The organism is Nocardia sp. NPDC058497, from assembly GCF_042720195.1.
In the GTDB taxonomy this organism is placed as follows: domain Bacteria; phylum Actinomycetota; class Actinomycetes; order Mycobacteriales; family Mycobacteriaceae; genus Nocardia.
Genome location: NZ_JBHXMY010000090.1, coordinates 1 through 14816, shown reverse-complemented (window position 1 = coordinate 14816; position 14816 = coordinate 1). Strand labels below are relative to the sequence as shown.

Sequence of the window (14816 nt, the reverse complement as noted above, 5' to 3'; positions counted from 1 at the left end):
GGTCGACGGTGTGTGGGTGTGGGACGTGCGCGGTCTCGTGTGACCGCAACCGGGCGACCTTTCGATACCGGAACGCTCCCTTGCCGAGCCGAAAAGAGGAATCGACGACGACACAAACGTGCGTTCGTCGCCGGTGGCCGGTCGAAAACAGTGCACCTGCCGACGTGGCACACCATCTTGCTACCGCGGCTGACCATTCGTGCGCGGCAGCGGTACGGGGAACTGCCGACAGAACGGCCATGACGCCGAGGTCAGAAGCAGGTCAGCTCCGATTCATGGTCAGCGGATGAGTGTGGCGGACTCTTCGGCCAGGTTGAGCAGCGGCTGGGGGAAGACACCCAACAGCATCGTGGCGCCCGCGCTGAACGCGACTACCAGGGTCGTCGCGAACGGTGCGGTCACGGTGGGGGCGTCGGTCGGGGGATCGGTGAAGAACATCAGGACAATCACCCGGACATAGAAGAACGCCGCGATCGCGCTGCACACGACGCCGATGATGACCAGCGAGGTGTAGCCCGCACCCGAGGCCGCCGCGAACACCGCGAACTTGCTGACGAAACCGCTCGTCAGCGGCAAGCCGGCGAACGAGAGCAGCAGCAGCGCGAAAACCGATGCCAGCCAGGGGGATCGGCGGCCCATGCCCGCCCACTGCGACAACGCGGTCGCTTCGTCACCGGAGGAGTCGCGCACCAGGGTGACGACCGCGAAAGCGCCGACCGTGCCGAGACCGTAGGCCAGCAGATAGAACAGGATCGCCGCGACGCCCGCGCTGTCGGCGGCGACGAGGCCGGCGAGCAGGAAGCCCGCGTGCGCGATCGAGGAGTACGCGAGCATCCGCTTCATATCGGTCTGTGTGATCGCCATGACCGCGCCGATGACCATCGTCGCCACCGCCACTGCCGCGAGCACCGGCCGCCAATCGTCGCGCAGCGCACCGGCTGCCACCATCAGCACCCGCAGAGTCGCACCGACCGCGGCGATCTTGGTGGCGGCGGCCATGAACGCGGTGATCGGTGTCGGGGCGCCCTGGTAGACGTCGGGCACCCAGGCCTGGAACGGAGCCGCGCCGATCTTGAACAGCAATCCGACGGCGAGCATCGCGATGCCGAGCAGTGCCAGCGTCGCGTTCTCGGGCTGCTTGTCCAGTGCCGCACCGATGCCGGGCAGCGAGACGGTGCCGGTCTGCCCGTACAGCAGGGCGACGCCGTAGAGGAAGAACGCGGAGGAGAACGCGCCGAGCAGGAAGTACTTGAGCGCCGCCTCCTGCGACAGCAACCGCCTGCGCCGGGCCAGCCCGCACAGCAGATACAGCGGCAGCGACAGCACTTCGAGCGCGACGAACATCGTCAGCAGGTCGTTCGAGGCGGGAAACAGCAACAGGCCGCCGAGCGCGAGCATGGTCAGCGGGAATACCTCGGTGGTGGACACCCCGGCCCGCACGGCGGCCAGCTCGTGCGCGCTGCCCGGCACCGCCGACGCCTGCGGGGTGAACGCGTCGACACCCCGTTCCAGGACAGCGGCTGCCCGGTTCCAGGTGCCCGGCCCGCTGCGGGCACGCGGCACCGCGCCCCGCTCGGCGATCAACAACAGACCGAGCAGCGCGACCACCAGGATCGTGCCCTGCAGGAACAGGGTCACGCCGTCGACCGCGACGGCACCCACCACGGCGGTGCCTTCGGTCCCCGCAAGCAGGATCACGGCGACCAGCGCGCCGATCACACCGGCCAGGCCGAGAACGACCTGCGTGAGGTAGCGGGCAGGCCGTGGCACGAACGCCTCGACCAGCACGCCGGCCACGCCGACCGTGAAGACGATCAGCATCGGTGCGAGCAGGTGGTATTCGATGCTCGGTGCGGGCAGGGTGGCCGCGAGCTCGTTGATGGTCACGGAGTCCGTCCTCATTTGTGTCCGCCTGCGGGCGGGGCGGCCGCACCTGCTTCGGGAGCGGGGACCGTCGGAGCGGGATCGTGCTTACCGATCGTCGAGAGGGTGTGTCCCACCGCGGGATCCACCAGGTCCAGGATCGGTTTCGGATAGAAGCCGAGCGCCAGCAGGGCGACCAGCAGCGGCACCACGACGGCGAGTTCGCGTGGCACCAGATCACGCAGGTGCTCGTTGCCCTTCTTCACCGGGCCCGTCATCATCCGCTGGTACATCCACAGCACGTAGATCGCGGCCAGCACCAGCGCACTGGTCGCGACGACCGCCGCCACCTCGTACTTGGCGAAAGTGCCGATGAGGACCAGGAATTCGCTGACGAACGGTGCGAGACCCGGCAGCGAAAGAGTGGCCAGACCGGCGATCAAGAACGTGCCCGCCAGCACCGGCGCGACCTTCTGCACGCCACCGAACTCGGCGATCATCCTGGTACCGCGCCGCGAGACGAGGAATCCGGCGATGAGGAACAGTGCGGCCGTGGACAGTCCATGGTTGACCATGTACAGCGCCGCACCGGACTGGGCCTGGGAGGTCATCGCGAAGATGCCGAGGATGATGAATCCGAAGTGCGAGATCGAGGTGTAGGCGATCAGGCGCATCACATCGGTCTGCCCGATCGCGAGCAGCGCGCCGTACACGATGCCGATCACCGCGAGTGTGACCACCAACGGCGCGAACGTGTCCGAGGCGAGCGGGAACAGCAGCAGGCAGTACCGGAGCATGCCGAACGTGCCGACCTTGTCGACCACGGCCATCATCAGCACCGCGCTCGACGGGGTGGCCGAGACGGCGGCATCGGGCAGCCAGGTGTGCAGCGGCCACAGCGGCGCCTTCACCGCGAACGCGAACATGAAACCGAGGAACAGGGCGTTCACTACGGCCGTGCTGCCGCCGAGCTGACCGTTGTTGGCCGCGGCGACGACGGTCCGCAGATCGAAGGTGCCCGCCGAACCCTCGCCGAGCCCCGCCTGCGCGGTCAGCACATACAGCCCGATGACCGCGGCCAGCATGATCAGTCCGCCGAACAGGTTGTACAGCAGGAACTTCACCGCGGCCCGCGAGCGCTGCGCGCGGACGGCGGCATCGCTGGTGCGTGCCCCGAAACCGCCGATGAGGAAGTACATCGGGATGAGCATCGCTTCGAAGAAGATGTAGAACAGCAGGATGTCGAGGGCGAGAAAGGAGATCAGCACCATCGACTCGACCAGCAGCATCAGCGCCATGTAGATGTGGGCGGACTTGCGCCCGCCGCCTGCCGCGGTGTCATCGTGCCAGCCTGCCAGGATCAGCAACGGCACGAGGACCGCCGTCAGCAGCACGAGGACGGTGGCGATACCGTCCAGGCCGAGGGTGTAGCCGACGCCGAACGCCGGAATCCATTCGTGCGATTCGACGAACTGATATTGATCGCCGCCCGGCTGGAACCGGACCGTCACCGTGACGGCGACTGCGAGGACACCGATCGACACCGCGAAAGCCAGTGCGCGGGCCACATTCCGGCGCGCGGCGGGCACGGCGAGCACCGCCGCGGCGCCGACCGCGGGAGCGAGCCAGAGTGTCGTCAGCCAGGGAAACGAATTCACCAGAACCTCACCGCCAGCAGGGCAGCGGCCACCAGGGCCGCACCGGTGAACATGGACAGGGCGTAGGAACGCACGAAACCGGTCTGGATCCGCCGGATGCGCGCCGATAGTCCGCCGATCCCGGCGGCGGTGCCGTTGACGATGCCGTCGACACCGCGCGCGTCGAGGAACACCAGCGCGCGGGTGAGATGGCGACCGGGACGCTCGAAGGCTGCCTCGTTGACCGCATCGCCGTAGAGGTCCTTGCGCGCGGCCGTCGTGAACACCGTGACCTTCTCGGGCGCGATCTCCGGGACCGGGCTCTCGGCGTACTTGCGGTAGGCGACCGCGACACCGAGGGCGACCGCGGTCAATGCCAGCCCGGTGACCACGCCCGCGGGCACGACGGGTTCGGCGTGATGCGAGCCGACGACCGGTTCGAGCCAGTGCTGCAGCGAGGAACCCCAGACGAACAACCCACCCGCGAAGACCGAACCGAACGCGAGCAGGATCATCGGCCTGGTCATCACCGCAGGCGCTTCGTGCGGGTGGGTGTCGGGCTTCCAGCGCCGCTCGCCGAAGAACGTCAGCAGCATGACGCGTGTCATGTAGAACGCGGTGAGAGCGGCGCCGACGAGCGTGACCGTGCCGAGCAGAATGCCGGTCGCGCCGCCGTGGTCGAAGGCGACCTCGATGATCTTGTCCTTGGAGAAGAACCCGGAGAACGGCGGCACTCCGATGATGGCCAGGTAGCCGAGACCGAAGGTGATGTAGGTGATCGGCAGCAGCGTGCGCAGCCCGCCGTAGCGCCGCATGTCGGTCTCGTCGTTCATCGCGTGCATCACCGAACCGGCGCCGAGGAACAGGCCCGCCTTGAAGAAGCCGTGGGTGAGCAGGTGCATGATCGCGAACGCGTAGCCGGCCGGGCCGAGACCGACCGCCAGGATCATGTACCCGATCTGGCTCATCGTCGACGCGGCCAGTGCCTTTTTGATGTCGTCCTTGGCGCAGCCGACGATCGCACCGAACAGCAACGTCACCGCGCCGACCGCGATGACCGCGGTCCGCGCGTCGGGTGCGAGGTTGTAGATCGGGTTGGAGCGGGCGATGAGGTACACGCCCGCGGTGACCATGGTGGCCGCGTGGATGAGTGCCGAGACCGGCGTCGGGCCTTCCATGGCGTCACCGAGCCAGGACTGCAGCGGTACCTGTGCGGACTTGCCGCAGGCGGCCAGCAACAGCAGCAACCCGATCGCGGTGAGCGTGCCCTCGCTCGCACCGGGTGTCGCCGCGAAGACGGTGCGGAAGTCGAACGAACCGAAGACCGCGAACATCGTCATCATGGCGATCGCCAGGCCCATGTCACCGACCCGGTTCACCACGAATGCCTTCTTGGCTGCCGTTGCGGCCGAGGGCTTTTCGTACCAGAACCCGATCAGCAGGTAGGACGCCAGGCCGACGCCTTCCCAACCGAGGTAGAGCACCAGATAGTTGTCGGCCAGGACCAGCACCAGCATGGCGGCCAGGAACAGGTTGAGGTAGCCGAAGAACCTGCGCTGGCCCGGGTCGTGGCTCATGTAGCCGATCGAATAGAGGTGGATCAGCGATCCGACGCCGGTGATGAGCAGGGCGAAGCAGATCGAGAGCTGATCGAGTTGCAGGCCGAACCCGACCTGGAGGTCACCGACGGGCACCCACTCGAACAGTTCCCGGTGGATCGCGCGGTCGGCGTCGGCGCGCCTGAGCATGTCGACGAACGCGACGGCGGCGACCACGAAGGAGGCCAGTGCCGCGGCGCTGCCGAGGTAGGCGCCCCAGCGGTCGGCGAAACGCCCGAGCAGGAGCAGCACGATCGCGCCCGCGAGCGGGAGGGCGGGCAGCAGCCACAACGTTGCGGTGCCCATGTCAGAACTTCAGCAGGTTGGCGTCGTCGACCGAGGTCGACCGGCGGGCACGGAAGATCGTCATGATGATGGCCAGGCCGACGACCACTTCGGCGGCCGCGACGACCATGGTGAAGAACGCGATCACCTGCCCGTCGAGGTTGCTGTGCAGGCGGGCGAAGGTGACGAACGCCAGGTTCACCGCGTTGAGCATCAGCTCGATGCACATGAACACCACGATGGCGTTGCGGCGCAACAGCACTCCCGCGGCGCCGATGGTGAACAGCAGCGCAGACAGGAACAGGTAGTTCTGGGGGTTCACCGGGTGCCTTCCTCGTCGGCCGTCGGGGTGACGTCGCTGCCCGTACCGACCGAGAGCGCGGCGGCCTCGGTGTGGGCGCGGGTGCGGCGGTGACGCAGGATCGTGCTCACCGAGAGTTCGGCGAAGGTGCCGTCGGGGAGTTGAGCGGGGCTGTCGACGGCGTTGTGCCTGGCGTAGACGCCCGGGGTGGGTTGCGGGGTGACGCGTTCGCCCGCGATGCGGAACCGATCGCGCGACATCTCGCGCTGACCGCGCCGCGGCGTGAAGTGGTCGCGGTGCGCGAGCACCATCGCGCCGATGGTCGCGGTGATCAGCAGCGCGCCGGTGAGTTCGAACGCCCACACATAACGCAGGAAGATCAGTTCGGCCAGTTCGGCGATGACGTCACGGCCCCCGAAACCACGTCCGGGGTAACTGGTCGCGCTGTCGCGCAGCGCGGCGCCGATGCCGCCGATGAGCAGCAGCCCGAACCCGAGACCGACGATCGCGGCGGCGATCCGCTGCCCGCGCAACGTTTCCCGCAGTGATTCGGCCGAGTCGACGCCGACGAGCATCAGTACGAACAGGAACAGCATCATCACCGCGCCGGTGTAGACCACGATCTGCACGACGCCGAGGAACAGTGCGCCCTGGGCGATGTAGAACACGGCGAGCGCGATCATGGTGGCGGCCAGGCAGATCGCCGAATGCACGGCCTTGGCGGCGGTCACCATGCCGAGTGCGCCGAGCACGGCGATCGGGGCGAGCACCCAGAACAGCACCGCCTCACCGGTGGAGGTGGACGCGATCTCGGCGGCCAGGACGGGGGCGGTGGTCATCGCAGCACCTCTTCCGACGTGGTGGGACCGACCCGGCCCAGGTAGTAGTCGGCCTCGTCGGTGCCGGGCGCCATCGCGTGCGGTGGGGCGGTCATGCCGTCCTGGAGCGGGGCGAGGAGGCGGTCCTTCTCGTAGATCAGGTCGGCGCGGTTGTCGTCGGTGAGCTCGTATTCGTTGGTCATCGTGAGCGCCCGGGTGGGGCACGCCTCGATGCACAGACCGCAGCCGATGCAGCGCAGATAGTTGATCTGGTAGACGCGGCCGTACCGTTCACCGGGAGAGAAGCGCTCGTCCTCGGTGTTGTCGGCGCCTTCGACGAAGATGGCGTCGGCGGGGCAGGCCCACGCGCACAGTTCGCAGCCGATGCACTTCTCCAGGCCATCCTCGTACCGGTTGAGCTGGTGGCGGCCGTGATAGCGCGGCGCGGTCGGCACCTTCTGTTCGGGGTAGGACTCGGTGTTGGGCTTCTTGAACATCGTGGCCGCGGTGACCGCGAAGCCTGCGAGCGGTTCGAACAGGCCGATCTCGGGCTGGTCACCGGCCGGGCGTGGCGGCATCGGCGGGACCGGGAAGCCGAGGAACACCGGGGATTTCGCGGGTTCCTCGGGCAGCGGTGGCAGTCCTTCGGCGCGGCCCGCGCGCAGGAACATCGCGATCATCGCCGCGGTGATGAGGATGCCGACGGTCACCAGGATCGCGGTCTGGCCGGGAATGCCCTCGATGTCGAGCACCCGGGCGGTGGCCACGATCATCACCCACACCAGCGAGGTCGGGATGAGCAGCTTCCAGCCGAGGTTCATGAACTGGTCGTAGCGCAGGCGGGGCAGGGTGCCGCGCAGCCAGACGAACACGAACAGGAACGTCCACACCTTGGCGGTGAACCACAGCAGCGGCCACCAGCCGGAGTTGGCGCCCTCCCACAGGCTGATCGGGAACGGTGCCCGCCAGCCGCCGAGGAACAGGGTGGTCGCCAGCGCGGACACCGTGGCCATGTTGACGTATTCGGCGAGCATGAACATCGCGAACTTGAGCGAGGAGTACTCGGTGTGGAAGCCACCGACCAGCTCACCTTCGGCTTCGGGCAGGTCGAACGGCGCCCGGTTGGTCTCGCCGACCATCGCCACGCAGTAGATCAGGAACGAGGGCAGCAGCAGGAAGACGTACCAGGTGCCTTCCTGGGCGGTCACGATGCCGGAGGTCGCCATGGTCCCGGACAGCAGGAACACCGTCGCGAACGTCAGCGCCATCGCGATCTCGTACGAGATCACCTGCGCGGTGGACCGCAGACCGCCGAGCAGCGGATACGTCGACCCCGACGACCAGCCGGCCAGCACGATGCCGTACACGCCGATGGAGGTGATGGCGAGGATGTAGAGGACGCCGACGGGCATGTCGGTCAGCTGCAGCGGGGTGCGCTGGCCCAGGATCGACACTTCCGGGCCGAACGGAATGACCGCGAACGCCATGAACGCCGGGATCACCGAGATGATCGGGGCGAGCACGAAGATCGGCTTGTCCACGATCGCCGGGATGATGTCTTCCTTGAGCGCCATCTTCACGCCGTCGGCGATGGACTGGAACATGCCCTTCGGACCGACCCGGTTGGGGCCCAGGCGCATCTGCATCCTGGCGACGACTTTGCGTTCGGCGTACACCGCGATCAGCGGCACCAGCATCAGGTACACGAACACGCCGAGTGCCTTGAGTATCACCAGCCAGAGCGGGTCGGTGCCGAAGACAGGTGCCGAATCGGCCGCGAGGTGCAGCACGGGATCACTCATGACGGTGTTCCTTCATCCTGTCGTCGGCGCGGCGCAGGCGCACCACGGCGCCGGGCGTCACGCCGAGTGCGGCGGCGACCGTCGAACCGGGCGAGTGCAGCGGCAGCCACACGACCCGGTACGGCAGGTCCGTGATCATCAGCGGCAGCGTGATCTCGCCGCGGTCGGTGGAGACGATGACGTGGTCGGCGTCGGCCGCTTCGATCTCGGCGGCGGTCGCGGCCGACAGCCGCACCACCGGTGGTCGGGCGATGCCTGCGAGGTTGGGTTCGCCGTCCTGCATGCGGCCCGCGTCGAGCAGCATCCGCCAGCCTGCGAGAACCGCGCTGCCAGGCCCCGGCACAGGACGGGTCTGGCTGGTCATTTCCGGAGCGGAGATCGGCGCACCGGTCCACGCGCCGAGGGCGTCGAGTTCGGTGCGGGCGGACGCCGCGTCGGGCAGGTTGATCGGCACCCCTATTTCGGCGGCGAGGGAATGCAGTACCCGCAGGTCCGACAGCGGTGCGGCGACTCGGCGGGTGGTGTCCAGTGGTGCGGCGCCGAACGGGCGTGGCCTGCCTTCCCAGGTGCGGAAGGTTCCGGATTTCTCCATGACGGACGCGACCGGGAAGACGACGTCGGCGCGTTCGGTGACGGCGCTGTGGCGCAGCTCCAGGCTGACGACGAAGCGGGCGTCGTCGATGGCGGCCAGTGCCGCGTCGGGGTCCGGCAGGTCGACCGGGTCGACGCCGCCGATGACCAGTGCACCGAGCTGTGCGGCGCTCGCCAGAATGCCCGCCGTGTCGCGGCCGAGGGTGACGGGCAGTTCCGCGGCCTGCCACCGGTGCCGAACCTGTTGACGCGCAGCGGGATCGACGACCGGCCTGCCGCCGGGCAACAACCCGGGCAGCGCGCCCGCTTCCAGCGCGCCGCGCTCACCCGCCCGACGTGGCACCCATGCGAGCCCGGCACCGGTCGTGTCGGCCAGCCGGACCACCGCCGACAGCGCGCCGGGGCTGCCCGCGAGTCGCTCGCCGGCCATGATGACCGCTCCCGGCGTGCGCAGCAGCGCCATGAGCTCATGTGCGTCCGCTGATGTTTCGGCACCGATGGCGTCGAGGACACCGGCTTCGCCGCAGGGCGGGGTCTGGATGAGCGCACCCGACATGCGTTCGAGCCCGCGTGAGGCGAACGGCGCCAGCGACACCACACGCGTGCCGCGAGTCCGAGCGGCCTTGCGCAGCCGTAGGTAGACGATGGGCGATTCCTCTTCCGGTTCGAAACCGACCAGCAACACGACGGGGGCGGTCGAGAGCGCTGTGTAGTCGACCTGGACACCCCGTCCGGCGATGCGGGCCGCGAGGAATCGTTCCTCCTCTTCGGAGTGCATCCGGCTGCGGAAGTCGATGTCGTTGGTGGCGAGCACCATGCGCGCGAACTTGCTGTAGGCGTAGGCCTCTTCCTCGGTGACGCGGCCGCCGACGAGCACGCCCGCGTTGCCGATCGCGGCCCGCAGTCCGGTCGCGGCGGCCGCGAGCGCCTCGGGCCAGGAGGCCGGTGCGAGCACGCCGTCCCAGCCGCGCACCAGCGGGGTGGTGAGGCGGTCGCGTTCGGTGGCGTAGGTGAAGGCCCAGCGGCCTTTGTCGCAGTTCCACTCCTCGTTGACCTGCGGGTCGTCACCGGCCAAGCGGCGCAGGACCTTTCCGCGCCGGTGATCGGTGCGCTGGGCACAGCCGGAGGCGCAGTGCTCGCAGACACTCGGGGTGGACACCAGGTCGAACGGGCGCGCCCGGAATCGGTAGGAGGTGCCGGTGAGCGCGCCCACCGGACAGATCTGCACGGTGTTGCCGGAGAAATAGGAGTCCAGTGGTTCGGCCTGGGCGATGCCGACCTGTTGCAGCGCACCGCGATCCATCAGCTCGATGAACGGGTCGCCTGCGACCTGCTGGGAGAACCGGGTGCACCGCGCGCACAGCACGCACCGTTCCCGGTCCAGCAGCACCGCCGTGGACAGCGGGATCGGTTTCGGGTAGGTGCGCTTTTCGCCTTCGAACCGTGAGTCGGCGCTGCCGGTCGACATCGCCTGGTTCTGCAGCGGGCATTCTCCGCCCTTGTCGCAGACCGGGCAGTCCAGCGGATGATTGATGAGCAGCAGCTCCATCACGCCGCGCTGGGCCTTCTCGGCGACCGGTGAGCTGAGCTGGGTCCGCACGATCATTCCCTCGGTGACCGGAATCGTGCAGGAGGCGACCGGCTTTCGCTGTCCTTCCACCTCGACGATGCACTGCCTGCAGGCACCGACCGGATCGAGCAGGGGATGGTCGCAGAAGCGGGGGATCTGCACGCCGATCAGTTCGGCGGCGCGGATCACCAGGGTGCCCGCGGGCACCTGGATGGTGGTGTCGTCGATGGTGACGCTCACCAGGTCGGTGGGAACCACCTCGCTGCTGTTGCCTGGCGCGATCGCTGGCCCACCCGCCGCCCGACCGCCACCCCTCACTGAATCGCTACGCGATGCGGGATTCATTTGTTCCCTTCCCCAGAGGCCCACACCGTGGCGCGGGCCGGATCGAACGGGCAGCCACCGCGGCGCTGATGCTCGACGTACTCGTCGCGGAAGTACCTCAGCGAGGAGAAGATCGGGCTGGCCGCGCCGTCACCGAGCGCACAGAACGATTTGCCGTTGATGTTGTCGGCGATGTCGGCGAGCTTGTCGAGGTCGGCCTCGGCGCCCTGGCCCGCTTCGAGCCTGCGCAGCAGTTGCACGAGCCAGTAGGTGCCCTCGCGGCACGGTGTGCACTTACCGCAGGATTCGTGGGCGTAGAACTCAGTCCAGCGCAGGACCGCGCGCACGACGCAGGTGGTGTCGTCGAAGATCTGCAAGGCCTTGGTGCCCAGCATCGATCCGGCGGCGGCGACACCTTCGTAGTCGAGAGCCACATCGAGGTGGTAGGCGGTGAACAGCGGCGTCGACGAACCACCGGGCGTCCAGAACTTGAGCGTGTGGCCTGCCCGGACACCACCGGCGTAGGCGAGCAGTTCCCGCAGGGTGATGCCGAGCGGCGCCTCGTACTGGCCGGGCCGCGCGACGTGCCCTGACAGCGAGTACAGCGTGAACCCGGGCGATTTCTCGCTGCCCATCGACCGGAACCATTCGGTGCCCTTGCGCAGGATCGGCGGCACGCTGGCGATGGATTCGACATTGTTGACGACCGTCGGGCATGCGTAGAGCCCGGCCACGGCGGGGAACGGCGGCCGCAACCTGGGCTGGCCACGCCTGCCTTCGAGCGAATCGAGCAGCGCGGTCTCCTCGCCGCAGATGTAGGCGCCGGCCCCCGCGTGCACGATCAGCTCCAGGTCGAAGCCCGAGCCCAGGATGTTCTGGCCGAGGTAGCCCGCCTCGTAGGCTTCGGTGACGGCGGCCTGCAGCCTGCGCAGCACCGGCACCACTTCACCGCGCACGTAGATGAACGCGGTGGCCGCGCGGATCGCGTAGGCGGCGATCACCACACCTTCGATGAGGGTGTGCGGGGTGGCCAGCATCAGCGGAATGTCTTTGCAGGTCCCGGGTTCGGATTCGTCGGCGTTGACGACGAGGTAGTGCGGTTTCGTCGTGCCGTCGGGGCCTGGGCCCTGCGGGATGAACGACCACTTCATGCCGGTCGGGAAGCCGGCGCCGCCGCGTCCACGCAGGCCGGCGTCCTTCACCGTCTGGATCACGTCGTCGGGCGCCATCCGCAGGGCCGCGCGCAGGCCCTCGTAGCCGCCGGTGGCGCGGTAGCTGTCGATGGTCCAGGACCGGGGGCGGTCCCAGTCCGCACTGAGAACGGGGGTGAGTGTGGTCATCTCATGCCCCCTGTCCGGCGGAATCATCCTCTGCGGCACTGGTTTCCGCGGCGTGCAAGCCCGCCAGGGTGGCCTCGCCCGGCGCTCCGTCGAGTACGCCAGGGCGTTCGTCGGGGAAGCCTGCGAGGATGCGGGCGGTTTCGCGGAAGGTACAGAGGGGAGCGCCCCGAGTCGGCCGTACCTGATGGCCCGCGCGCAGCGCATCGGTGATCGCCCGCGCCGATTCCGGGGTCTGGTTGTCGAAGAACTCCCAGTTCACCATCATCACCGGCGCGTAATCGCAGGCGGCATTGCACTCGACGTGCTCGAGGGTGATGGCGCCGTCGGCGGTGGTCTCACCGTGCCCGATGCCCAGATGCTGTTGCAGCGCTTCATAGATGGCGTCGCCGCCGAGGACCGCGCACAGCGTGTTGGTGCAGACGCCGACGTGGTAGTCGCCGGTCGGGGTGCGCCGGTACATCGAGTAGAAGGTGGCGACGGCGGTCACCTCGGCGCCGGTGAGACCGAGCTGGTCGGCACAGAAGTCGATCCCGGTGCCGGTGATATACCCTTCTTCGGCCTGCACCAGATGCAGCAGCGGCAGCAGCGCCGACCGGGGGTGCGGATACCGGGCGATGATCTCCTTGGCGTCCACTTCGAGTCGCTGCCGCACATGCGGCGGGTACGGCTCCGGCCTGCTGGTGAGCTTCAGCTCTATCTTCATCGGTCCACTCCGCCCATCACGGGGTCGATGCTGGCGACCGAGGCGATGACGTCGGCGACCATGCCGCCCTCGCACATCGCGGCCACCGCCTGCAGATTGGTGAACGAGGGATCGCGGTAGTGCACCCGGTATGGGCGGGTGCTGCCGTCGCTGACCATGTGCACACCCAGCTCGCCGCGCGGCGACTCCACCGCCACATACACCTGTCCCGCGGGCACACGCATCCCCTCGGTGACGAGCTTGAAGTGGTGGATCAGCGACTCCATCGAGGTGCCCATGATCTTGCCGATGTATTTCGGCGAGTTGCCCAGTCCGTCGGGGCCGAGCGTCAGGTCGGCGGGCCAGGCGATCTTCTTGTCGTCGACCATGACCGGCCCGGGGCGCAGCCGGTCGAGGCACTGCTCGACGATCTTGAGCGACTCGGTCATCTCGGCGACCCGGATCAGGTAGCGGCCGTAACAGTCGCAACCGGTGGTCGTCGGGATGTCGAATTCGTAGTTCTCGTAACCGCAGTAGGGCGCCGACTTGCGCAGATCGTGGGGGAGGCCGGTGGCGCGCAGGACCGGGCCGGTGATGCCGAGCGCCATACAACCGGTCAGGTCGAGGTAGCCGATGTCCTGGGTGCGCTTCTTCCAGATCGGGTTGGCGCTGAGCAGATGCTCCATGTCGCGCAGCCGGCCCGGCATGATCTCGAGGAGTTCGCGGACCTTGGTGACGCCGTCGTCGGGCAGGTCCTGGGCGAGGCCGCCGGGACGGATGAAGGCGTGGTTCATCCGCAGGCCGGTGATGGTCTCGAACACGTCGAGGATCAGTTCGCGTTCCCGGAACCCGAACAGCATCGGGGTGAGCGCGCCCAGTTCCATGCCGCCGGTCGCCAACGCGACCAGGTGCGAGGAGATCCGGTTGAGCTCCATCAGCATGACGCGCACGATGGTGGCCCGTTCGGGGATCTGCTCGGTGATGTCGAGCAGCTTCTCCACGCCCAGGCAGTAGGCGGTTTCGTTGAAGAAGGGGGACAGGTAGTCCATCCGGGTCACGAAGGTGACGCCCTGGATCCAATTGCGGAATTCCAGGTTCTTCTCGATGCCGGTGTGCAGGTAGCCGATGCCGCAGCGGGCTTCGGTGACGGTCTCGCCTTCGATCTCGAGGATCAGGCGCAGCACGCCGTGTGTGGACGGGTGCTGCGGGCCCATGTTGACGACGATGCGTTCTTCGCCGCCACCCTCGATCACCTCGCTGACCTGGTCCCAGTCCTGGCCTGCGACGGTGACGACCTGCGGTTCGTCGCGGCGGAAATCGGTGTCGGTCATCAGCTGTAGGTCCTCCGCTCGTCGGGCGGCGGTATCCGCGCGCCCTTGTACTCCACCGGGATCCCGCCGAGCGGGTAGTCCTTGCGCTGCGGATGGCCGCGCCAGTCGTCGGGCATGGTGATGCGGGTCAGCGAGGGATGCCCGTCGAAGAGGATGCCGAAGAAGTCGTAGGTCTCGCGTTCGTGCCAGTCGGTGGTCGGATACACCGCGAACAGCGAGGGAATGTGCGGATCGGCATCGGGGGCCGACACTTCCAGCCGCACCCGCCGGTTGTGGGTGATCGACATCAGGTGATAGACCGCGTGCAACTCGCGGCCCTCGTCGTCGGGATAGTGGACGCCGTTGACGCCCAGGCACAACTCGAAGCGCAGCGAGGTGTCGTCACGCAACGCGCTCGTGACCGCGACCAGGTGTTCGCGCCGCACGTGCAGGGTGATCTCGTCGCGGAAGACGACGATCTTCTCGATCACGGTGTCGAAGGCGATCACCCGGTTGGTCAGCGCGGCGCGCAGGGTGCCGACGAAGGCGTCGAACCAGCCGCCGTAGGGCGGTGGTGTGCCCGCGGGCAGGGCGACGGGGGTGACCAGGCCGCCGTAGCCGGAGGTGTGACCCGTGCCGGGGTCACCCCCAAAGGCGCGGCGGGGGGCGCTAACACCCGCCCCACGGGGGGGGCG

Annotated in this window: 11 protein-coding genes and 1 pseudogene; all 12 read right to left on the bottom strand. The window is 68.2% G+C overall.

Going from position 1 to position 14816, the window contains the following annotated elements:
- Nucleotides 1–279 precede the first annotated feature (279 nt).
- Nucleotides 280–1902: an NADH-quinone oxidoreductase subunit NuoN gene (nuoN, locus tag ACFWPJ_RS09340; RefSeq protein ID WP_378849137.1), complete on the bottom strand. Its 1623-nt coding sequence runs from the start codon at nucleotides 1900–1902 to the stop codon at nucleotides 280–282.
- On the bottom strand, nucleotides 1899–3521 hold the full coding sequence (locus ACFWPJ_RS09335) for an NADH-quinone oxidoreductase subunit M (RefSeq protein WP_378849136.1): 1623 nt from the start codon (nucleotides 3519–3521) through the stop codon (nucleotides 1899–1901). The genes nuoN and ACFWPJ_RS09335 overlap by 4 nt, the downstream gene beginning before the upstream one ends.
- Nucleotides 3518–5404, bottom strand: coding sequence for an NADH-quinone oxidoreductase subunit L (gene nuoL / locus ACFWPJ_RS09330; protein ID WP_378849134.1), 1887 nt, complete (start codon nucleotides 5402–5404; stop codon nucleotides 3518–3520). Before nuoL ends, ACFWPJ_RS09335 begins: the two co-directional genes overlap by 4 nt.
- 1 nt (nucleotide 5405) lies before the next feature.
- Nucleotides 5406–5705, bottom strand: a complete 300-nt coding sequence (nuoK, locus tag ACFWPJ_RS09325) for an NADH-quinone oxidoreductase subunit NuoK (RefSeq protein ID WP_189028720.1) — start codon at nucleotides 5703–5705, stop codon at nucleotides 5406–5408.
- On the bottom strand, nucleotides 5702–6523 hold the full coding sequence (locus tag ACFWPJ_RS09320) for an NADH-quinone oxidoreductase subunit J (RefSeq protein WP_378849132.1): 822 nt from the start codon (nucleotides 6521–6523) through the stop codon (nucleotides 5702–5704). The genes nuoK and ACFWPJ_RS09320 overlap by 4 nt, the downstream gene beginning before the upstream one ends.
- Nucleotides 6520–7080, bottom strand: coding sequence for an NADH-quinone oxidoreductase subunit NuoI (gene nuoI, locus ACFWPJ_RS09315; RefSeq protein WP_378849139.1), 561 nt, complete (start codon nucleotides 7078–7080; stop codon nucleotides 6520–6522). The genes ACFWPJ_RS09320 and nuoI overlap by 4 nt, the downstream gene beginning before the upstream one ends.
- Nucleotides 7075–8304, bottom strand: a pseudogene (gene nuoH / locus ACFWPJ_RS09310) (NADH-quinone oxidoreductase subunit NuoH); the annotation flags it as partial. The gene nuoI and the pseudogene nuoH, both read right to left, overlap by 6 nt.
- The gene (locus ACFWPJ_RS09305; protein WP_378849138.1) at nucleotides 8297–10705 is read right to left on the bottom strand and encodes an NADH-quinone oxidoreductase subunit G; all 2409 of its coding nucleotides are present in this window, start codon (nucleotides 10703–10705) and stop codon (nucleotides 8297–8299) included. The gene ACFWPJ_RS09305 and the pseudogene nuoH, both read right to left, overlap by 8 nt.
- Nucleotides 10706–10806: 101 nt before the next feature.
- Entirely contained in the window at nucleotides 10807–12129 is a 1323-nt protein-coding gene (nuoF, locus tag ACFWPJ_RS09300) for an NADH-quinone oxidoreductase subunit NuoF (RefSeq protein ID WP_378849131.1), read from the bottom strand.
- A 1-nt stretch (nucleotide 12130) separates the two neighbouring features.
- A complete protein-coding gene (gene nuoE / locus ACFWPJ_RS09295; protein ID WP_378849129.1) occupies nucleotides 12131–12832 on the bottom strand; it encodes an NADH-quinone oxidoreductase subunit NuoE in 702 nt (233 codons plus the stop codon).
- Nucleotides 12829–14142 (bottom strand): NADH dehydrogenase (quinone) subunit D, encoded by a 1314-nt coding sequence (nuoD, locus tag ACFWPJ_RS09290; RefSeq protein WP_378849128.1) that lies wholly within the window; start codon nucleotides 14140–14142, stop codon nucleotides 12829–12831. The genes nuoE and nuoD overlap by 4 nt, the downstream gene beginning before the upstream one ends.
- Nucleotides 14142–14816: NADH-quinone oxidoreductase subunit C (locus tag ACFWPJ_RS09285; protein WP_378849126.1), on the bottom strand; the 675-nt coding region annotated here is incomplete at its 5' end. The genes nuoD and ACFWPJ_RS09285, both read right to left, overlap by 1 nt.

What these genes read in the sequence shown, in the direction of transcription:
- nuoN (WP_378849137.1), bottom strand. Translation starts at nt 1,902, where the DNA reads ATGAGGACGGACTCCGTGACCATCAACGAGCTCGCGGCCACCCTGCCC.
- nuoL (WP_378849134.1), bottom strand. Translation starts at nt 5,404, where the DNA reads ATGGGCACCGCAACGTTGTGGCTGCTGCCCGCCCTCCCGCTCGCGGGC.
- ACFWPJ_RS09320 (WP_378849132.1), bottom strand. Translation starts at nt 6,523, where the DNA reads ATGACCACCGCCCCCGTCCTGGCCGCCGAGATCGCGTCCACCTCCACC.
- nuoI (WP_378849139.1), bottom strand. Translation starts at nt 7,080, where the DNA reads ATGCCGCCACGCCCGGCCGGTGACCAGCCCGAGATCGGCCTGTTCGAA.
- nuoF (WP_378849131.1), bottom strand. Translation starts at nt 12,129, where the DNA reads ATGACCACACTCACCCCCGTTCTCAGTGCGGACTGGGACCGCCCCCGG.
- nuoE (WP_378849129.1), bottom strand. Translation starts at nt 12,832, where the DNA reads ATGAAGATAGAGCTGAAGCTCACCAGCAGGCCGGAGCCGTACCCGCCG.
- nuoD (WP_378849128.1), bottom strand. Translation starts at nt 14,142, where the DNA reads ATGACCGACACCGATTTCCGCCGCGACGAACCGCAGGTCGTCACCGTC.